17 protein-coding genes and 1 pseudogene are annotated in these 21,213 nt (G+C 54.5%); 2 read left to right on the forward strand and 16 right to left on the reverse strand.

Going from position 1 to position 21,213, the window contains the following annotated elements:
• Positions 1-2: 2 nt before the first annotated feature.
• The 5 genes from ACIQUI_RS16205 to ACIQUI_RS16225 form a co-directional block, all read right to left on the reverse strand.
• Positions 3-353, reverse strand: a complete 351-nt coding sequence (locus ACIQUI_RS16205) for an abortive infection family protein (RefSeq protein WP_403200466.1) — start codon at positions 351-353, stop codon at positions 3-5.
• A gap of 206 nt (positions 354-559) precedes the next feature.
• A complete protein-coding gene (locus ACIQUI_RS16210; RefSeq protein ID WP_403200331.1) occupies positions 560-814 on the reverse strand; it encodes a hypothetical protein in 255 nt (84 codons plus the stop codon).
• Positions 815-1,482: 668 nt separating this feature from the next.
• Complete coding sequence (locus tag ACIQUI_RS16215) at positions 1,483-1,866, reverse strand: hypothetical protein (RefSeq protein WP_403200334.1); 384 nt, start codon at positions 1,864-1,866, stop codon at positions 1,483-1,485.
• A 146-nt stretch (positions 1,867-2,012) separates the two neighbouring features.
• Positions 2,013-3,719, reverse strand: a complete 1,707-nt coding sequence (locus ACIQUI_RS16220) for a reverse transcriptase domain-containing protein (protein WP_403200337.1) — start codon at positions 3,717-3,719, stop codon at positions 2,013-2,015.
• Between the two features lie 540 nt (positions 3,720-4,259).
• The gene (locus ACIQUI_RS16225) at positions 4,260-4,775 is read right to left on the reverse strand and encodes an antitoxin Xre/MbcA/ParS toxin-binding domain-containing protein (protein WP_403200340.1); all 516 of its coding nucleotides are present in this window, start codon (positions 4,773-4,775) and stop codon (positions 4,260-4,262) included.
• Positions 4,776-5,300: 525 nt separating this feature from the next.
• On the opposite strand from ACIQUI_RS16225, the pseudogene ACIQUI_RS16230 reads away from it, so the two are divergent.
• Positions 5,301-5,717 (forward strand): annotated as a pseudogene (locus ACIQUI_RS16230) (TniQ family protein); the annotation flags it as partial.
• 135 nt (positions 5,718-5,852) lie between these two features.
• Positions 5,853-6,224: a hypothetical protein gene (locus tag ACIQUI_RS16235; RefSeq protein ID WP_403200474.1), complete on the forward strand. Its 372-nt coding sequence runs from the start codon at positions 5,853-5,855 to the stop codon at positions 6,222-6,224.
• Here ACIQUI_RS16235 and ACIQUI_RS16240 read toward each other — a convergent pair.
• The 11 genes from ACIQUI_RS16240 to atpA all read right to left on the reverse strand — a co-directional run bounded on the left by ACIQUI_RS16240 (position 6,196) and on the right by atpA (position 21,205).
• Positions 6,196-7,674, reverse strand: coding sequence for a TnsD family Tn7-like transposition protein (locus ACIQUI_RS16240; RefSeq protein ID WP_403200342.1), 1,479 nt, complete (start codon positions 7,672-7,674; stop codon positions 6,196-6,198). The two genes, ACIQUI_RS16235 and ACIQUI_RS16240, sit on opposite strands and share 29 nt — an antisense overlap.
• Before the next feature lie 24 nt (positions 7,675-7,698).
• Positions 7,699-9,147, reverse strand: coding sequence for an ATP-binding protein (locus tag ACIQUI_RS16245; RefSeq protein WP_403200345.1), 1,449 nt, complete (start codon positions 9,145-9,147; stop codon positions 7,699-7,701).
• Positions 9,144-11,312, reverse strand: a complete 2,169-nt coding sequence (locus tag ACIQUI_RS16250; protein WP_403200348.1) for a transposase — start codon at positions 11,310-11,312, stop codon at positions 9,144-9,146. The genes ACIQUI_RS16245 and ACIQUI_RS16250 overlap by 4 nt, the downstream gene beginning before the upstream one ends.
• Positions 11,305-12,204: a TnsA endonuclease N-terminal domain-containing protein gene (locus ACIQUI_RS16255; RefSeq protein ID WP_403200350.1), complete on the reverse strand. Its 900-nt coding sequence runs from the start codon at positions 12,202-12,204 to the stop codon at positions 11,305-11,307. The genes ACIQUI_RS16250 and ACIQUI_RS16255 overlap by 8 nt, the downstream gene beginning before the upstream one ends.
• Before the next feature lie 269 nt (positions 12,205-12,473).
• Positions 12,474-14,309: a glutamine--fructose-6-phosphate transaminase (isomerizing) gene (gene glmS / locus ACIQUI_RS16260; protein ID WP_403200353.1), complete on the reverse strand. Its 1,836-nt coding sequence runs from the start codon at positions 14,307-14,309 to the stop codon at positions 12,474-12,476.
• Positions 14,310-14,312: 3 nt separating this feature from the next.
• Positions 14,313-15,089: a DeoR/GlpR family DNA-binding transcription regulator gene (locus tag ACIQUI_RS16265; RefSeq protein ID WP_403200355.1), complete on the reverse strand. Its 777-nt coding sequence runs from the start codon at positions 15,087-15,089 to the stop codon at positions 14,313-14,315.
• 306 nt (positions 15,090-15,395) lie between these two features.
• Positions 15,396-16,763: a bifunctional UDP-N-acetylglucosamine diphosphorylase/glucosamine-1-phosphate N-acetyltransferase GlmU gene (gene glmU, locus ACIQUI_RS16270; protein WP_403200358.1), complete on the reverse strand. Its 1,368-nt coding sequence runs from the start codon at positions 16,761-16,763 to the stop codon at positions 15,396-15,398.
• Between the two features lie 121 nt (positions 16,764-16,884).
• Positions 16,885-17,304, reverse strand: coding sequence for a F0F1 ATP synthase subunit epsilon (locus ACIQUI_RS16275; RefSeq protein WP_016489909.1), 420 nt, complete (start codon positions 17,302-17,304; stop codon positions 16,885-16,887).
• A 43-nt stretch (positions 17,305-17,347) separates the two neighbouring features.
• Entirely contained in the window at positions 17,348-18,724 is a 1,377-nt protein-coding gene (gene atpD, locus ACIQUI_RS16280; protein WP_016489910.1) for a F0F1 ATP synthase subunit beta, read from the reverse strand.
• Positions 18,725-18,751: 27 nt separating this feature from the next.
• On the reverse strand, positions 18,752-19,612 hold the full coding sequence (gene atpG, locus ACIQUI_RS16285; RefSeq protein WP_003253195.1) for a F0F1 ATP synthase subunit gamma: 861 nt from the start codon (positions 19,610-19,612) through the stop codon (positions 18,752-18,754).
• A gap of 48 nt (positions 19,613-19,660) precedes the next feature.
• On the reverse strand, positions 19,661-21,205 hold the full coding sequence (gene atpA, locus ACIQUI_RS16290; protein WP_016712768.1) for a F0F1 ATP synthase subunit alpha: 1,545 nt from the start codon (positions 21,203-21,205) through the stop codon (positions 19,661-19,663).
• Positions 21,206-21,213: the final 8 nt, after the last annotated feature.

Below are 21,213 nucleotides of genomic sequence, written 5' to 3' on the forward strand. Positions count from 1 at the left end.
TATTAGGGCATGGCCCGGTAAGACTGATCGTGCAAAAAGATGATGGCCGAGGCGGTCATGTTCAGTGTGTACTTCGCCACGTGCTCTGGGACAACCTTTTGTACCTCGCCGGCACCATGCGAGGTGCTGAGCTTGTTGCGGAGCGTACCGACTGTCATCAGCGGCTGTTCCCAAAAGCTGTCCAATTCGGTTTTTTGCATGATGGTTCGAATGAGCTTGGCGGTGGTATCCCCCTGGGAATATCCGAAGCCTTTCTGACCACAGATCACCTTCATCACGCTTTCGTAGCTGCTGTTGCACTTAGTGACGCAGTCGCCGAATTTTCCATGCCGATAGTCCTCAAGGGCTGCCATGAATTCCGAGTTGGCATTGAGGAATGCGGGCTGACGTAACAGCTTCAAAGCAGGCTCTATTGCCGTATCGTGGATAGCTTGGCTTTCTTTGGGGATGACCTTCGCATGCTCACGAATGCCGGTGAATTGGGTGAGTTGTCCCCGATACGTCTCTTCAGTGGTTTGCCATACCGGCTTCGTGACGTAGTACGGGAGATCGTCGATGCTCAAAACTCGTTGAGGCGATCAATCACCGGTTCGTGGTAACCGCCGATGTAACGCCAACCCTCTTGATGGACAAGGTACTCAATGGCGTCCAGGAAATGAGGGTCGCTGCACGTGTGCAAAAACTCAAAAGCGTCATCCGCGTAGGACAAGTGCTGCTTCGCGGACAGGACGTGGCGGCCAGTCAGATAGGAGAGCTTGTCGTGCAAAAACTCCAGAGTTTCCACCATGCCGGGGCCCATGTCCCGAATCAGCATGAACGTCCTCTGTCGGAATTGCTCCGTCAGCGGATTTCGCTGCGGCCCCTGATTTTCTTTGCGCCGCGAAAAAACGTTGAAAATATTCCCTATCACCACGCCACCCTGGCTACGTCCAAAAGGCTATCATAGGCTTGCCGAGTGTCTCATTGCTATCACGGCACAGCGCAGCGACTTCGCTAATCAGACGGCTTTGATTGAGGTTCAGACGCAGCGGCAAATCGCGTTGGCCAGTCTGTTCGTTCGTTAGGCGGGGGTTGGCGAGGGGCGGAGACCGCTACCTTCGACGGCAGCGGCCTTGCTGTGTCAGGGCAGACAACACAGTTAAGCCAGCCAGGTGCCCAAGCGTGATGAAATCAGGCTAAGCGGCTTATGCGTCGCTCATGCTCACGGATTAGAAGCAAACGCGTTTCAGCCCTACCCTCCAAATTGCCGGGTGGTCTACCGGGCATAAGAGAACAGCGAGTCGGTCAGCGAACTGGTCTGAATGCTGCACCATTATGCCTCTACTGTGTTAGATCCTTCCGACGCCAGGGCTGGGGCCTGGGTTTCCGCTATGGGTTGAAAGTGACCGGTCACCACTGACCGCTTCCGACCCAATGGAGATGATGAGCGCCGGGGAAGCTGACGTTGATAACTTGGCCGTTACCCATCCGAACCAAACAGCGTTACTCCTTGAGCTTTGCCGAGAGCCATTTAGGCTGCCCCTTTGCACCTTTGCCGATCTCCAACAAAAAAATCTGACCATCGAGTCCACGCGATGAGAAGTCTATAGAGCCATCTGTCGGGGTGTAGATTCTTGCTGTCGAGCGGTACGGACGGAATGCGGAAAGCAAGTATTGTCGGCCATCGACCAGTGATGTGAAATAACACCCAAGACTTCCAGCAGATGTCTTATTTGACCAGACTTTGAAGTCCAACCGAGCAAGCCATGTGCCTGTGGGAACATCTTCCCAAGAATAGGATTTAAGCTCAAAACCCGCTTCTAGCGCACCTTTGTAACTCCAGCCTCGCAGTGAACTTCCGTCGGGTATTTCATACGTTTCGTCCATTGTCTGCCTCCGTGATTGGTCTGCTTATATAAGCTGTGCACCGACATTCCCATGGGGGGTGACTGCCGTCAAACGAATTGGATGAACTTCACAATGCTCGACCGATACAGGAAGACGAGGCAGGACCGGATGCCAGAGACTCACAGTTAACGCCTACCATAGAACCCTGCGATCTCAACAATCTGGGAAAAAACACCACGAAACCCTGAAAAATCAATGTTTGAGTACGGCGGGGCACCACTCACGATGTAATCGGCAAACTTATTTTTTGGAAGAGCAACGTTTCGTCGCTCGACCATGTCAATCACGTTATCATCATATATAAGCGACTGCTTATTAATTCGGCAAAAGAGATGTGCCTCTCCTTTGAAGCAGCCGAGCGAGTCGAACTCATCCTTCGAATATAAACGCCGACCTTGAGCGTCGGGAATATATAGCTGTGAGTCATTATAGAGGTGCTCGATGCAAATAATATCAGAGTCCCTGAAATCTGGCACCGGGATGATTAGGCTAAAAACGTTGTTGGTGTGATCGCGATAATTTCCAGGAGACCCACCCATTTCGGTTATGATTGGGCGCTCGTCGCGGTCGAATATACAGATTGTCAGATGCTTTTGAGGAGCCTCACTTAAATGCTCGCAGAGCGCTTTAAGCACAGAGCTCCCAGGCTTACGAGTATTCCTAAAAGTAAGATTAAGATTAGTGAACTCGCCACGTGCCTTAAAAAATTTTAGCGCTGTTTCAAGATGCTTACAGTCCGTTATACCTTCCGTGTATACGTGAATTTCATCAGTGAGCGACCGGAGAATCTTTCTTTCATCAAGACGATAAGTGGGGTCCAGAGACTGAAGCTTCTTCGCCAAGGTTAAGAATACCGGATCGTTGTAACCCTTGACGTGGCCAATGTGATTGATTTTTCCTCTAATTACCCAGCTTAGCCTCGGCAAGGAATCACCCCACCTGTTGCGATCATCTATGTGTTCACGCCAATATTCTTCAGCTTGCTTTAAATCGTATTTATCCCACGCATAAAGGGCTGCTCGGACTGACTTAATATACTCCTTGGGTACATTGAGCTTACGATTTACAATCACGCCAGTAGCCAATTGCCTTTCAGCTCGGTTGCGTAAAATCGTCTTACCGTGGTTTAGCTGAAACCCAGCGCCCCCAATTATCTCAAGGACCTCATCGCTGAGTTTCACCACTCCATTGGAACCGCGCTCAGCGATGGCTAATGGAAATAAGCTACCATTATTTGAGATGAAAACATCGTCGGCATAACGTGTGTAATAGCATTTATTCTGCGACGCAAGCTCTTTAAGTTTATAATCAAGGCCGCGACACAAAATATTACTGATTATCGGACTAGTCGGGGCGCCTTGGGTTAACCTGCCGGCATTGGTACAAAGCCGAGCGATTGTCTCCGCTACAGGTTTGGAAAAATTGAAAGGAGGATGACGAAAAAGGCCGGCTACCCGTACTGCGGAGATAGTATGAAAAAAATCTTTGAGATCAAATCGCAATAACCATCGCTGGTTGGTGTGAACTGCGGCGTGCTCAACGATACCCCTGCCTTTTACATAGGCAAAAACGCAACTGCGCGCCTTATAATTAGGCTCGATAAGCTTTACAATACTTTTTTGGATATCTTTGAGGCCCTTCACAGGAGCCTCAATCACCCTTACTCCGCCATTCCGCTTAGAGATATTGAAGGTTTTATATTTGCTTTCTTCAGCAAGATAATAAGCATAATAAGTGAGTTTATTCACCGAAATGCCCAATACGGCCGCTAATTCTTTATTCGAAGAAATACTGATCTTAGGAATCTGACCGAAAGGTAGCGATGCGTCCATTGCAAAAACCTGAATAGGGGGTGGGTTACTCAGGACTCCAACATCCGCCAAAGTGCACGGCGGCGCGACGCGAAGCGTCAATGGTAAAAGCGCTACAAGCTGAGACGTATACATCTCAGAAATGCGAGTCCTGAGCCCCGGCTAAATACTATCGAGAGAGGATTGATAGGGCAAGCTGCTCGTTCCGAGGCATAACCTGCGACAGAGCGGCAGGCTTCGATATTGCTTTAACCTTGATCGAGCGCGAGGCTAGCGGCCTCGCGTTTGAAACCAGCGGAAAAGGAACGACGCTGCTTGGTAAGCAGACACCTCAATCTAGCGACCATTCTCGCCTAAGCGGGTGTCCGGAATCATTAGACCACGACAGATCGATGCTACCGGCGTCAGATACGAAAAAACCCGCTTTTGGGGCGGGCTTTCACGCGTCTCCAAGGGGAGGCAAACTGCCAACTAAGTCTCGGAGCCAACCACCATAGGCTACACGCCACGGCCACGTTTGTCAGCAAGGCTTCACCGCATACCAGTTCCCCCTCGGGCAAACTATTGGTAGACACCCACGCGAAGACGCTCAAGATAGTCCGCTACCACGCTAAACCCGAGCGACGTGTCGAGCATCCCGAAGGGTTCAAACCCCATCAGAGCGCCGCACGGCCGACAAAGCCACTGCTCCGCGAGCAACTGAGAGCCAAACACCTTCGACGCAAGCTCCAGTCCTTTCGCATATTGGAACGCCACCGCGCTCTGCTTGGCACTCAGTCGATGGGCCTGGTTGGGATGGCTCAGACGGTGAATGCTTCGGGTCGATCTTCCTGTGATTCGCCCGACTAGGTTACGAGCCTTGAACAAGCTCGATGACTCGACCATGCACTTCACGTCGCTGAAAAAAAATCCTGCTTGGACTAGACGCAGGAGCTCCAGCTGACCTAATTCGTCAGGGTGGGCATGAATCAAGTGGAACGTCGGTGGAAACGCTCGCGATTGAATAGGTAGGCGCATGCTTGTCGGGCTCACTGCATCGACCTCCTCCAGTGCCGTGAGCTGCCAGATTAGATCCATTTTGCCTCCAAGGCACGTTCGTCTTCCCAAGGAGCAGCACCATAAAGGCCACGATTTGGCTACCGATGAAGCCTCCAATGGAAAATAATCCGCCAGAAAAAGGAGCCCAAATAAGAGTTGCCATAGCTATTTTAAGAGGCGAGGCTCTGGCCAACGGCCCCATCAGGGGGCGGTTGGCCAGAGCCTGACAGAAGATTTCACCCCATGAAATTCGTCGGATCTGCCACACTTGAGATGAGGAAGGCTCAGCCGACCCGGTACGTTTGGAACGCTAAAGGAGAGGAGATTTTGAGCAAAATCCAACGGGCGCGTGAGGTATTTGAAGCTGCATGCGGTAGGTAAATTATTTCGCGAACAGGACACTAGTGTACTCCTGAATGATAGACCATTTGTCAGCCTTGACTTTCCAGCGCCCTTTTTTCTTTTCACACCTACTCAATAAAATTGTACCTTTTGGCGAAGACCGCTCTCTTCTAATCAAACTAAATACCACGCGCCTAGCGATGCGTGAAATAACATGAAACTATGAAGATTTTCGCACCATTGCCCGGGGAGTATATAGCATCTGCGCTTAAACGCGGCAACGAGCTCCTGGGCATTAAATCCCTGAAAACTAAAGATTTTCATATAAAGGCGAAGCCTCGTATTGGCTTCGGAATTAACAGGACGCTCAGCACTTTGAAAGCAGAGTGGCGACCGCATCAAGAATTCTATTACCCAAAGCTGCTAGACGAACACAAAATTTCGGACCTAGCCCTAAGCAATCACACTTTGTATCCTATGATAGCTGCTCTCGGGCGTCATCGAGCGACCGCAATCGTCACACCGAAAACTTGGGAAAAAGTTTGTCCAGATTGTGTTCGCGAAGACTTGGATAATTGCGGAAGCCCCTTTATTCATCGCAGGCACGTGTTGGGTTCCGTACAGGTGTGCAGTACTCATGCCTGCGCTCTAATCGAGACGTGTCCGACTTGCTCTATACCAATGAAAAAGCACGCGATTAATCACCTAGCCAAGTGCAGCAAGCTTAACAAATGGTCAAGACGTCAAAGGCGAGAATTTGGATCAAACCGTCATATGTACGCCAAATTTGTCGCGGACCTTTTGGACTATCGCGGCCCGATGATCAAGGATGGAATGGCGGACTTTGTCGCATACGCAAGCCTCATGATAAATCGAACTGGCGCGTTCGAAAAAAATGAGCTGAATATTTCCAAACTGATCTACGAAGAAATGGGGATAACTTCGAGACTTACCCATGCCAGTATCTCTACCAGCGACAAATATCCTATCTATGTGTTTCTCGGATGCCACACAGCTGAAAATTATTTCAACTTGTTAAATAATAAGGGTGAGCAAGATGTGCTGCGAGATAAGAAAAGAGTAATACACACAAAACTTTTGCACGAAGCCATGAAAACTAATCCATATTGCCACGTATCTGCGTGAAGACTTCATCTTCGGGAACGCGCGATATTCTTATTCCTGCATAACGGTAGAGAACACTTATCGCACAATTTTCAGTCAGCGAGTATTCTCGGATCGCCCACCGGATTTTACGTAGCTGGTGGTCATGAGTAGACTCAAGTAGATCTGCCATCAACCTGGTGCTCATCGGAAAGTGATCCGGCATCTTGAGGAAAGCATGAGCGTTTGAGACACGCCTACATAAAGCAGCGCGGGTGACCTGCTGAGGCTTTCCGTCTACAGAAAGAATGATCGTCTTCGCTTTAGCCAGCTCCAACGCAAGGGCCGAGTCCCGAGATTGCCAATCGATCAAAATTCTTCGGTCTCTGTGGTAGGGGTTCGCAGCAACATAACGGGTCAGCCATTCCCTGTCGTAGCGGTACAACCACTGATAACCCGGCTTATCATGACATTTGAGAATAGTACTTTTTGCAAAGGCTATTCGCCGGGCGTGAAGGTCATCGTCAGGGATGAGGTTATTCGGTTTATCAGGCAGGACCATAACACCAGTGCGATTATCGGCCTCTAGACGGTAGGTCTTCAGGTGCTCCAGCTCTAGATCAAGAAGCCAGCAGAGGAAATAGAACTTGAAGGGCTGCACGGTTCGACCTTGTCGCCGCAATATCTGAAAGACCCAGTCAGCGGATCGAACCATTTCGTCAAATTCGGCGGCGCTAGGACTGCACCGAAGTCGCCTGGTTAAAAAATCTCTCAGCAACTGCTCTCTAATTCGTCCAGACCTGATAAAACCCATCTCGTCCAAACGGTTCCTGAGCAAATTTCCAGCTTGAATCGTTTTCATCTCATCGGGATGGTCGAGCCCCCATAGCTGCATGCGGGCAATGGCAATGGCCCCGCTGTGGTCACCAGAGTCCATAACCGGCGTTCCAGCAGATTCCCCCGGAAGCAACATACAACGCCAATCTGACCCTCCGGGAAATGTCATCGCCTGTAGTACTTCGCTGTGGCGTGGACAAATGCAAGTGCCCGAAGCTTGGTGAATACGATGCCAATAGGCTAAGCCGCACTCCAGAGTGTCATCTCTGACGCAGCTCTCGCAATACCTAAACGAGGCGTGTTGGAGGAAACGCGATGCTGTAATGCCCAATGCCATCTTGAGGCCTGTACCTCGATTACCTCCCATTAGAACGGCAGCATCGCGACCCTTCTCTTCATCCAAAAAAGGCAGAAAAAGCGGTAAAAGCGTGAAGCGCTCGATCAGCTCTCCAACGGAGAAGGCGCCTCTGAGACCTTCGGACAGAGCCCCTAAGCAGCACGGCAGGATGGAACCGCAGGTACGCGAGTAGCTGCCGAAGAGCTCTTGGCTAGTCACTCGGTATCCCTGATTCGCCGCTAGCTTGTGGTAGCGCACGGCCAGGCTATAGAGCGACTCATCCGGAAACGGCCGGGGAAAGAACAGAAGGTTAGCCACTGCCCTGAGCTCCCCTGCGTCAAATCACCAAGAAGAATCCCTATCGACCCAGCCGCGCTGTTCGAGCTGAGCCTGAAGGTCTTCGTCCTTCGAAAAATGCACGTTAGTTAACGCGCCGTCAGCAACCGGTACGACCGTACGACTCGGAGCCTTCGGCACCGATTTATCCTTCGCTAGAGGTGGAGGGGTTATCGCGGCCTGTGTAAGTAGCGCAAGATGAGCCCTGTCCGCCCGGCGAGCCAAGTCGTAGCTCATCATCTGGGCGATTTGGTCTTTTGTAGGCATCATGTCCTCGAAATCAGCAATTTGAAGAGGATCACCGCTTCGAAGGGCCTCGATGGGCTTGTGCAAAAGCCTCATTTGATTGTCATATACCTGCTGAAGCACCGCTGGCGTAATGGCGTCGATTCCTTCCCAGATAACATGACGCTGCGCAAGCATAAGCAGTTTCGCTAGGAAATCTGTATTGCCCTGGGTGAGATCATAGATCTTGGACAGGAGGTCACTCGTCAGGGGCGCGCAAGATTCCGTCCAGTCATAGGCCCAGAGTTGGGACACCAAGTGTTCCCAAAACGGATCGTCTTCGCTGAAACGGTCAAAGGCGATTGGCCCCAATCCCGCCGCTCTTCGGGCATTACGCAACACCCCAGAAAACAGCGGAAGCATTGCGTTGGTCCCTACATAGACGAGCGGAACACCCGCATCATTGGATAAAGTTACAAAGAAATTCAGCAACTTTTCCCGATCCTGCCCCCCTCGCGATGAGCAAAGATGCTGCATTTCATCAATTATCAAAGCACCGATAAAAAAGGTTTTGCACAGCTGACTGATGTGCTGGAGCATTACGCTGATGCTGTTGGCGGCACCGCCCCTGCGAGAGTATTTTTCGACGCCTAACGCAGTGTCCAGTGCTGAGAAGAATGCTGCGCAAAATCCGCGCAACGAGCCGTCGTGAGGGCACTCAATCTTTAGCCACACAACCTGGGTTTCGATGAGAATCGCGTCTTGATATCTGCTGTGACTGATCACCTGCGGATAAAGCCTTGCTATGGAATTAAGCGCAGTGGTCTTGCCCATACCACTCAGGCCGATGAGGGTCATCGTCTCAGCGGTCGACATGAATCCATGGCGCTTGGCCGCTGCTGAGGAAGGCAACCGATGCCTAACAGATGAGGCCAACAGCGGATTGCGGCCCGAATATCCGTAGCGGATCAGCTGACTGAATAGGTCTTCGAGGCGCAGATGGATTTCGAATGGAACCACAACATCTTTGAGCCGGTTGATCCCATGGCCGCGAAGCTTCGGGGGCAACGCTCGTTCGGCCTCGTCGGGCTTCGGCGGAAGATTCCCCACGCGCCTGACCACATCAACATCCGAAAGAATTCTAGGCAAGCATTCAATCAGCGGGTTGCCATCATATTGAGGCATGCCTGTAGGAATGTATTCTGCGGGGGAGAAGGTCAAATCGTTCATATCTTTGTCTCGCTACCCTCGCTGACTACCAGTTTTAGAAACGCCGCGCTTCTTGTGGAACTGGGCCTGCCGGTGACTGGCCTAGAATTTTCTCCCGCAAGAGGCGTGTGATCCACAATGCGTAGCTGATTCAGATCAGCGGTATGGGAATCGCGCTCGGTCTGAGCTTCGGTAGCACGCTTGGCACGTTTGTCCCGCCTGAAATCTGCATTCGATTTCGGGTCACCCTGTGCGGCACGTTTGGATTTGGCCCGGTCAAGGATTTCCTCCTGCCGCCCCCTTACCAACGCCGCAGTATTATCGCTGTCATAGCGGGCATCCGGCGAAACTTGGTTCAGGACATGGACCATGTCCAGAACCTCCTCCATACGGAGTCCACCATATTTCTGCCGTTGCTGCGGTACAATAGTTAAAGCCTCAAAACCTGCTTCGGACTTGATCCAACAATTCTCAACAGAGTTAGGATCGTAGAATACTCGAACATACTTCGTCCGCAGGTTGTGCGAGCGCTCCAACCACTCCTCACGCAAGGCTGTTTGACATGTATACTGCACACCTTGGAAAACTATACCGCCTCGACTAATACGACACTCCTGTGAGGGCAACAAAGCAATTTTCAACTCAGCTGGCGATACCACTTTTGAGTTGATAGGACTATTAGCCTTCGACCAATTCCAAACCGCTAGAGGCGTTGCTTCCACATTGCTAGCAATCATCTCGCGACTTAAAAGGTGTGGTATCCGTAGGCTTTTATTGTGCGCCAAGACTCCTACAATAACCATTTCGGTGAATTCGTCGATATCCAGAATCGCATCGAGTTGGTAGTCCCTATCACCACGCTCCATTTTACGAGCATCTACTCCGCCTGGAACAAATTTCAAGTCCAGGTGTTCATTGATCAAACGGAAGCGGCTTTCGATAATCCCTTTCCAATCAGGCCGGAAGGGAGGCAAAATTTGCACCGCTAGTCCCAAGCTTTGCGACAGCGTTGCCCCAGCCTCACTTAGAAGCTCAGCCCGGTCAGCCACAATTTCGACTGGCAAGTGCGAGCATGGCCAGTCAGCCTCATCTATTTCAACATTGTATCGCTTGCAAAAATCGACCTTTGGGGTGCAAGCATTGTATATCGCGTGTCGAGCCCCATTCCAACTGGGACCCTCAAGGCCCACGTGAATACCTACAATCATTCTAGTAAAGGTATCGACGACCACATAAAGTATGGGGCGCCCAATGAGCCATAGCCTGTTAACCCGATGCACTAAATAGACATCAGCAATAGTAGAGTCTATCTCATATCGCTGGGTAGCCCCCATCAGGCCATGGGATGCTGACCCAACGATTGCACGATGATCTTTGTTGTATCGAATCGAACCGCCACGCACCTTGAGTTTATAAAGATCATCGAAAAACAATTTACCATGATATCTAAGCTGCGTAGTAGTCGGGTAACTTCCGCGTACAATATTCCCTTTCGAGCCGTCTGGCAGAGTCTCTCTATAAAACTTGTTCAACATCCACTTATGTGCATCTTTAAGGGTGCCGCATTTACCGCTAGCAACCCGCCCGTAAGCCAAACGGATATGGGAAAGATGGCGCTGTTCGAGCGTGATGGCACCTCCATCATTGACAACGACGCCACGATACTTACGCGGCCTACCGGGGATAATGCCTGAGGATCGGTCCTTTTTCTTTCCCCGTCCACCGCAAGCGCTAGTGTTCCAAAGGAACGCGTTAGGTGTCTGCCCCATGCTCCAGTAGCGGTATAGAAGCCGGTATATCTGTTTCCGCTCTACTCCTGCCTCTAGGGCATGCCTAGCAACCAGCTTCCCAAAACCCGGTCCAAGAATTTCCACGGCGGAGCGATTTTCTACTAAGCCTCTAATAAGGCCCCAGTTTCGATTTCGGCTCGATTTTTCATTTTCACTAATTTCATCGTCGCGTCTGAGCAGATGTAAGGGCACCATTTCTCGACTTAAGATTGCGCGCCCTGCGTCAATATCCTCAATCAAAACGGACCGCTCGATCTGCCACGGCTTGCTGGGATTCGTACTCAGCTCAATCACAATGACAGAATCATTATCTATGCCCAAGATCCGAACCGATTTTTTGAGTAGGCTAGGTTCTTCGCCTGGAGTGACAATGCTGTTGACTTTAAGATCAAGCATGATGTGAAACCTCGTTTGGCAGAGACAAAGCAGCTGACCTTTTGTTCGGCCATACGTGCAACGGCTGCGACATGCTTATTACTTTCGAGGTAAGATCTGACTCTAAACGACCGTTCCATAGCAGGTGATGGAAGAGGCGCTTCACGCCCATATATTCAATGTAAAGGTCACGAGACGCTTTATCCAAAAGAATTTTTAACGGTATTTGTTCCGTCTTTGCCTCCTCAATGTATCCAAGCAAATTGCCGATGTTCTTCTCCGTCGGTAACGAGGGATGAATACTGGCGTATGTCCTGAGAATCTTGAGGTTCGCTAATTTTATCTTCGAGAGGTTTTCATGCAGGACCAGCTTCCAGTCCACCCCCCTCATTGCCCAGTATTTTTCTTCGATGGCTAGCTTTTCTGCTATTCGATTACGCGCATGAAGATCAGCCTGCTCAAACTCTTTTCGATATTTCACTGATCGAGCAGCTATCCTAGTCTCCCCCGAGGAATTCAAGAAGGTAACGAGAAAGTCCGTCGTCATAACGACAGGTATTTGCGTACCAGGATATACAGGGTGGCGACAGTTAATACTTGAGGCTATTGCTTGGGTCTCAGCCTGTGTCAGCAGAGGATACTGCTCTCGGATATCGATGATCGAGGCATCGTGCTCAAGTACAGTTAGGTAATCTCGCTCTGCATTGGATAGCAGGTGGTGTGTGCGGTGAATTTTAACCCCCGCCATCATATGAGAGACACCCTTTGATTTGATCTCCCAAACTTTGATCCATGGCTTATAGGAGTCTCTGACTCCACACCCACAACCCGATTGAATTTTCTTATCTATTTTTGCCTGGGTCATCAGCTTGCGATGCGCAGCCTTGACCGGAGCTATGGGCATGGATGCCATTGTTCGAGTCGCTCATGATTGGGCGACCCGCTCGACCAGGACGAGGACAGGTGTCGTTCACACAGGACACCCCAGAGAGCGGGCTAGGCCAGGACAACAGTCACAGCGGTGGGTAATGGATTGTCACCCGAATCTCCAAGGCCTGGCTCCGGTCCGATGTGCGGTCAGAGCCTGCCTTGTGACAACCTTTATTACGTTGTGACAACCTTTATTGTTTTGTGACAACCTTTATTATTCAAAAACAGCCGCTCGTGATGGGTGCGAATCGCTTACTCGACTGTCACCGACTTCGCCAGGTTACGCGGCTGGTCCACATCGGTGCCCTTGAGCACGGCCACGTAGTACGACAGCAGCTGCAGCGGAATGGTGTAGAGGATCGGCGCCAGGGCATCGGCGATGTGCGGTACCTTGATCACGTGGGTGCCCTCGCCGTTGCTCATGCCGGCCTGCTCGTCGGCGAACACCACCAACTCGCCACCACGGGCACGCACTTCCTGCAGGTTGGACTTCAATTTCTCCAGCAGTTCGTTGTTAGGCGCAACGGTAACCACCGGCATGTCGTTGTCCACCAGTGCCAGTGGGCCGTGCTTCAGCTCGCCTGCCGGGTAAGCTTCGGCGTGGATGTAGGAAATCTCCTTGAGCTTCAAAGCACCTTCCATCGCCACCGGGTACTGCGCACCACGGCCGAGGAACAGGGTGTGGTGCTTGTCAGCGAACAGCTCGGCGATCTTCTCGACAGTCGCGTCCATGGCCAAGGCTTCGCCCAAGCGGGTCGGCAGACGACGCAGCTCTTCCACCAGCTCGGCCTCGACACCGGCTTCCAGGGTACCGCGCACTTGGCCAAGGGCCAGGGTCAGCAGCATCAGCGACACCAGCTGGGTGGTGAAGGCTTTGGTCGAGGCCACGCCGATTTCCGGGCCGGCCAGGGTCAGCAGGGTCAGGTCCGATTCACGCACCAGCGAGCTGATGCCCACGTTGCAAATTGCCAGGCTGCCGAGGAAGCCCAGTTCCTTGGCGTTACGCAGCGCAGCCAGTGTGTCGGCAGTTTCGCCGGACTGCGAAATGGAGACGAACAGGGTATCCGGCTGCACCACTACTTTGCGGTAACGGAACTCACTGGCCACTTCCACCTGGCACGGAATGCCAGCCAGGCTTTCCAGCCAGTAACGGGCGACCATACCGGCGTGGTAGCTGGTGCCACAGGCAACGATCTGCACGTTGCGCACCTTGGCGAACAATTCGGCAGCGTTCGGGCCAAAGGCCTGGACCATCACGTTGTCTTTGCCCAGGCGGCCTTCCAGCGTGCGCTGCACGACGCTTGGTTGCTCATGGATTTCCTTGAGCATGAAGTGGCGGTAGTTGCCCTTGTCGGCAGCTTCGGCGCCTTCGTGGTACTGCACGGTTTCGCGCTGGACCTTGTTGCCCTGCTGGTCCCAGATGGTGATCTGGTCACGGCGGATTTCAGCGATATCGCCTTCTTCCAGGTACATGAAGCGGTCGGTGACCTGGCGCAGCGCCAACTGGTCGGAGGCCAGGAAGTTTTCGCCCAGGCCCAGGCCGATTACCAGCGGGCTGCCGCTGCGAGCAGCCACCAGGCGGTCAGGCTGTTTGGCGCTGATCAGTGCCAGGCCATAGGCGCCATGCAGGCGCTTCACCGCGGCTTTCAGCGCATCGGCCAGATCCGGGATGCTCTTCAGGGTGTGGTGGATCAGGTGGACGATGACTTCGGTATCGGTCTGCGAAGTGAACACGTAGCCCAGGCCTTTCAGCTCTTCGCGCAGTTCTTCGTGGTTCTCGATGATGCCGTTGTGCACCACAGCCACTTCATTGCCAGAGAAGTGCGGGTGAGCGTTGCCTTCGGTCGGTGCACCGTGGGTAGCCCAACGGGTGTGGGCGATGCCCAGCTGGCCAGCCAGTGGGTCGGCGGCAACAGCGGCTTCTAGCTCACTGACCTTGCCAATACGGCGGCGACGCTGCAGTTCACCACTTTGGGTGAGAACGGCCAGACCGGCGCTGTCGTAGCCGCGGTACTCAAGACGCTTGAGGCCCTCGATCAGGATGGCTGTGATATTACGCTCGGCGACAGCACCAACGATTCCACACATGTTTTATTGCTCCTGGCTGATCGCGGCGCAGATCAGGTTGATGCCGCGAGCTTCAATTTGTTCGCGTGCCGCAACGGGCAGGCGTTCGTCTGTAATAAGGGTGTGCACGCTGCTCCAGGGCAGCTCAAGGTTGGGGATCTTGCGCCCTACCTTGTCCGACTCGACCATCACGATCACTTCGCGGGCAACTTCGGCCATGACCCGGCTAAGCCCGAGCAACTCGTTGAAGGTAGTGGTGCCCCGGCCAAGGTCGATGCCATCGGCACCGATAAACAGCTGGTCGAAATCGTAGGAGCGTAGTACCTGCTCTGCGACCTGGCCCTGGAACGACTCGGAATGCGGGTCCCAGGTACCACCGGTCATCAGCAGCACCGGTTCGTGTTCGAGATCGCTGATGGCACGGGCCACATTCAGCGAATTGGTCATCACCACCAGGCCGGGCTGGCGCCCCAGTTCGGGGATCATCGCCGCCGTGGTGCTGCCACTGTCGATGATGATGCGCGCATGTTCGCGGATCCGGCCAACGGCGGCGCGGGCGATGGCCTTCTTGTAGGAAGACACCGGCTGGGCGGGCTCACCGAGCAGCTCTTGCGGCACCGGCACCGCACCACCATAACGGCGCAGCAACAGGCCGTTGGTTTCCAGGGCGGCGAGGTCTTTGCGAATGGTCACTTCCGAGGTTTCGAAACGCTTGGCCAAGGCGTCCACACTCACCTCGCCCTGCTCGCTGAGCATGGCCAGGATGTTGTGGCGGCGTTGTGGGGTGTTTCGTTTCGACATGGGACCTTAAGTTTCGATTCGAAAGATAATGACGCCAATCAAAACCTAAGATGGAAGATTCGTCAAGCTGTGGATAAACCTTTGCGACAACCTGGCCCCCTGTGGGAGCGGGCGAGCCCGCGAAGAATCCAGCTCGATGAATGGCACCGGCTGCGCCGGTGTTCGCGGGCACGCCCGCTCCCACAGGGGATCGCGGCAGTGTCTGGAAATTGAGCAAGGCAGTTAATCCCAGGGTATGTGTCCAGCCCATAAAAAAGCCGACTTATTCACATAAGTCGGCTTTCGATCGAAACAGCTGTGAATAACTCAGCTCTTCTTGATCTTCTCCGGCCGCTTCCAGCCCGCGATGTTGCGCTGGCGCGCACGCGCCACGGCCAGGTCACCAGCCTCCACGGTCTGGGTAATGGTCGAACCGGCAGCCGTGGTCGCACCGGCCTGGATTTCCACAGGCGCTACCAGCGAATTGTTCGAGCCGATGAACACGTCTTCGCCCATCACCGTCTTGAACTTGTTGGCGCCATCGTAGTTGCAGGTGATGGTGCCCGCACCGATGTTGGTGCGCGCACCGATCTCGGCATCGCCCAGGTAGGTCAGGTGGCCGGCTTTGGCACCTTCACCCAGGTGGGCGTTTTTCAGCTCCACGAAGTTACCCACATGGGCCTTGGCCTCCAGCACGCTGCCCGGACGCAGGCGAGCAAACGGCCCAGCATCGCTGCCCTCGCCCATCACGGCACCTTCGAGGTGGCTGTTGGCCTTGACCACCGCGCCTTTACGCAGGGTGGTGTTCTTGATTACGCAATTCGGGCCAATCTGTACATCATCCTCGATGACCACCTTGCCTTCGAGAATCACGTTGATGTCGATCAGCACATCACGGCCTACGGTCACTTCACCCCGTACATCGAAGCGCGCCGGGTCGCGCAGGGTCACACCCTGGGCCATCAGGCGGCGGCCTTCACGCAGCTGGTAGTGACGCTCCAGCTCGGACAGCTGGCGGCGGTCGTTGGCGCCCTGCACTTCCATCGGATCGTGCGGCTGTTCAGTGGCCACGACCAGGCCATCAGCCACCGCCATGGCGATGACGTCGGTCAGGTAATACTCGCCTTGGGCGTTGTTGTTCGACAGGCGGCCCATCCAGTCGGCCAGACGCGCGGCTGGCAGGGCCAGAATACCGGTGTTGCCTTCCTTGATCGCTTTCTGCGCGTCGTTGGCGTCCTTGTGCTCAACGATGGCAGTTACCTTGCCCTGCTCGTCACGAACGATACGACCATAGCCGGTCGGGTCATCCAGGGTGACAGTCAGCAGGCCCAACTGCTGGTCATTGGCCTTGGCCAACAGACGCTGCAGGGTCTCCACTTCAATCAACGGTACATCGCCGTACAGCACCAGCACGGTGTCGGCGCTCACGGCCGGCAGTGCCTGGGCTACCGCATGGCCGGTACCCAACTGTTTTTCCTGCATGACGAAGTTCAGGTCGTCAGCGGCCAGGCGCTCGCGAACCAGCTCGGCACCGTGGCCAATGACCACGTGAATACCTTGCGGCTGCAGCTGGCGCGCACTGTGGATAACATGGCCGAGCATGGAGTTGCCGGCAACCGGGTGCAGCACCTTGGGCAGCGCCGAGCGCATGCGGGTGCCTTGGCCGGCGGCGAGAATAACGATATCGAGTGACATTACTGGCTACCAATCCTGGGCGGTCAGTGAAATGACCGGGGGGATAAATCAGAAAAAGAAAAAGGGTAGCCGAGGCTACCCTTTTACTCAATCGCAACAGAAGTTATCAGCCAAGGGCCAATTACTTGCCTTTGCGCATTTGCTGGACGGTACGCAGCTGAGCTGCGGCCTCGGCCAGACGTGCGGCGGCGGCACCGTAGTCGAAATCCGCGCCTTTCAGATTCAGGGCGTTCTCAGCAGCCTTGAGGGCCTCCTGAGCCTGAGCTTCATCCAGGTCTGCAGCACGTTGCACGGTATCGGCAAGCACCTTGACCATGTTCGGCTGAACCTCGAGGAAGCCACCAGAGATGTAGAACACCTCTTGGGCGCCACCCTGCTTGGTCAGCGTGATCGGACCTGGCTTCAGATTGGTGATCAGCGGCGCGTGACCCGGAGCGATACCAAGATCACCCAGGTTACCGTGCGCAACCACCATCTCGACCAGACCGGAGAAAATTTCTCCTTCCGCGCTGACGATATCGCAATGGACTGTCATAGCCATCTGCTTGCCTCAACCTGATAGCGCCCCTTGCGGGGCGCAGGAATTACAGTTTCTTGGCTTTCTCGATCGCTTCGTCGATGCTGCCGACCATGTAGAACGCTTGTTCTGGCAGGTGGTCGTAGTCACCTTTGAGAATGCCGCTGAAGCCAGCGATGGTGTCCTTCAGGGAAACGTACTTGCCTGGCGAACCGGTGAAGACTTCGGCCACGAAGAACGGCTGCGACAGGAAGCGCTGGATCTTACGAGCGCGGGCTACCAGTTGCTTGTCGGTCTCGGACAGTTCGTCCATACCCAGGATCGCAATGATGTCCTTCAGCTCTTTGTAGCGCTGCAGAACATACTGAACGCCACGCGCGGTGTCGTAGTGCTCGTTGCCGATCACGTTCGGGTCCAGCTGGCGCGAAGTCGAGTCCAGTGGGTCGACCGCTGGGTAGATACCCAGGGAGGCGATGTCACGGGACAGAACGACGGTGGCGTCCAAGTGGGCGAAGGTGGTCGCTGGCGACGGGTCGGTCAAGTCGTCCGCAGGTACGTATACGGCCTGAACGGAGGTGATCGAACCTTCCTTGGTGGAGGTGATGCGCTCTTGCAGAACGCCCATCTCTTCAGCCAGGGTCGGCTGGTAACCTACTGCCGAAGGCATACGGCCCAGCAGTGCGGATACTTCGGTACCGGCCAGGGTGTAACGATAGATGTTATCGACGAACAGCAGAACGTCGTTACCTTCGTCACGGAACTTCTCAGCCATGGTCAGGCCGGTCAGCGCTACGCGCAGACGGTTTCCTGGTGGCTCGTTCATCTGACCGTAGACCAGCGCTACTTTGTCGAGAACGTTGGAGTCCTTCATCTCGTGGTAGAAGTCGTTACCCTCACGAGTACGCTCACCCACACCAGCGAACACGGAATAACCGCTGTGTTCCATGGCGATGTTACGGATCAGTTCCATCATGTTTACGGTCTTGCCGACACCGGCACCACCGAACAGACCAACTTTACCACCCTTGGCGAACGGGCAAACCAGGTCAATAACCTTGATGCCGGTTTCCAGCAGGTCGTTGCCGCCTGCCTGGTCAGCGAACGAAGGCGCTGGCTGGTGGATACCGCGACGCTCTTCTTCGCCGATCGGGCCGGCTTCGTCGATCGGGTTGCCCAGTACGTCCATGATACGGCCCAGGGTGGCCTTACCAACAGGAACGGAAATGGCAGCACCGGTGTCAACGACATCCAGACCACGCTTCAGGCCTTCGGTCGAGCCCATCGCAATGGTACGAACCACGCCGTCGCCCAGCTGCTGCTGAACTTCCAGGGTGGTTTCCGCGCCTTGTACTTTCAGCGCGTTGTAAACACTCGGCACGACGTCACGTGGGAATTCCACGTCGATGACGGCGCCGATGATTTGAACGATACGTCCGCTACTCATAGCTGGATCCTCTGAATATTTGAACCGTTAAACCGCGGCAGCGCCGCCGACGATTTCCGAGATCTCCTGGGTGATCGCAGCCTGACGCGCCTTGTTGTAGATCAATTGAAGCTCTTTGATCAAATCACCGGCGTTGTCTGTGGCGTTCTTCATGGCGATCATCCGGGCCGCTTGTTCAGCAGCGTTGTTCTCGACCACCGCCTGGTATACCTGCGACTCCACGTAACGCACCATCAAGCCGTCCAGCAGCTCTTTTGCGTCGGGTTCGTACAGGTAATCCCAGTGATGCTTGAGATCCTGATCCGGGGTTGCCACCAACGGTACCAATTGCTCGACCGTTGGCTTCTGGGTCATGGTGTTGATGAACTTGTTCGAAACCACGGAGAGGCGATCGATACGGCCGTCCAGGTAGGCGTCCAGCATCACTTTGACGGAGCCGATCAAGTCGTTGATCGATGGCTCTTCGCCCAAGTGGCTGATCGCGGCTACAACGTTGCCGCCAAAGATGCGGAAGAAAGTCGCACCCTTGCTGCCGATCACGCACAGGTCGATTTCCACGCCCTGTTCGCGGTTTGCGCTCATGTCCTTGACCAGGGCCTTGAACAGGTTGGTGTTCAAGCCACCGCACAGACCACGGTCACTGCTCACCACGATATAACCGGCGCGCTTTACAGGGCGCTCGATCATGAACGGGTGGCGGTATTCCGGGTTGGCGTTGGCCAGATGACCGATCACCTGGCGGATACGCTCCGCGTAAGGACGGCTAGCAGCCATGCGCATTTGTGCCTTGCGCATCTTGCTGACCGCCACTTTCTCCATGGCGCTGGTAATTTTTTGCGTGCTTTTGATGCTCGCAATCTTACTGCGAATCTCTTTTGCGCCTGCCATGTATCACCTATCAGGTTAGCAAGCGGGGGCCTGGGCCCCCGCTGCGGCTTACCAGGTCTGGGTGGCCTTGAACTTCTCGATACCGGCTTTCAGGCCAGCGTCGATTTCGTCGTTGAAGTCACCCTTCACGTTGATCTTCGCCATCAGTTCAGCGTGATCACGGTTGAAGAAGGCGATCAGAGCTTGCTCGAAGCTACCGATCTTGGAGACTTCTACGTCAGTCAGGAAGCCACGCTCAGCGGCGTACAGCGACAGGGCCATGTCCGCGATGGACATTGGCGCGTACTGCTTCTGCTTCATCAGCTCGGTTACGCGCTGACCATGCTCCAGCTGTTTGCGGGTCGCTTCGTCCAGATCGGACGCGAACTGGGCGAATGCAGCCAGTTCACGGTACTGAGCCAGAGCGGTACGGATACCGCCGGACAGCTTCTTGATGATCTTGGTCTGAGCGGCACCACCTACGCGGGATACCGAAACACCGGCGTTCACTGCAGGGCGGATGCCCGAGTTGAACATGGCCGATTCCAGGAAGATCTGACCGTCGGTGATGGAAATCACGTTGGTCGGAACGAACGCGGAAACGTCGCCAGCCTGGGTTTCGATGATCGGCAGGGCGGTCAGGGAACCGGTTTTGCCAGTCACAGCGCCGTTGGTGAACTTCTCGACGTACTCTTCCGAAACGCGCGATGCACGCTCCAGCAGACGGGAGTGGAGGTAGAACACGTCGCCTGGGTACGCTTCACGTCCTGGTGGACGGCGCAGCAGCAGGGAGATCTGACGGTAGGCAACGGCCTGCTTGGACAGGTCATCGTAAACGATCAGGGCATCTTCACCGCGGTCACGGAAGAACTCGCCCATGGTGCAGCCGGCGTATGGCGCCAGGAACTGCAGTGCGGCGGACTCCGAAGCACTGGCAACGACCACGATGGTGTTGGCCAGGGCGCCGGCTTCTTCCAGCTTGCGAACGATGTTGGCAACGGTGGAGCGCTTCTGGCCGACAGCAACATAAACACAGAAAATACCGGAGTCTTTCTGGTTGATGATGGCGTCGATGGCCATGGCGGTCTTGCCGATCTGACGGTCACCGATGATCAGCTCGCGCTGGCCACGGCCGACAGGAATCATGGCGTCGACGGACTTGTAGCCAGTCTGTACAGGCTGGTCTACCGACTTACGCCAGATCACGCCTGGAGCTACTTTCTCGACTGCGTCGGTCTGGGTATTGCCCAGAGGACCTTTGCCGTCGATCGGGTTGCCCAGTGCGTCAACGACGCGACCCAGCAGTTCCTTACCAACCGGAACTTCCAGGATGCGGCCGGTGCACTTGGCGCTCATGCCTTCGGCGAGGGTGTCGTATGCACCCAGGATCACTGCACCTACGGAGTCTTGCTCCAGGTTCAGGGCCATGCCGAATACGCTGCCAGGGAACTCGATCATTTCGCCGTACATGACGTCGGCCAGACCGTGGATCCGCACGATACCGTCGGATACCGAAACAACGGTACCTTCGTTACGGGCTTGGGAGCTCACATCGAGGTTGTCGATGCGGCCCTTGATGATTTCACTAATTTCGGAAGGATTGAGTTGCTGCATTGCTCTGC

The organism is Pseudomonas sp. NPDC090592 (assembly GCF_044769185.1).
Classification (GTDB): Bacteria; Pseudomonadota; Gammaproteobacteria; order Pseudomonadales; family Pseudomonadaceae; genus Aquipseudomonas.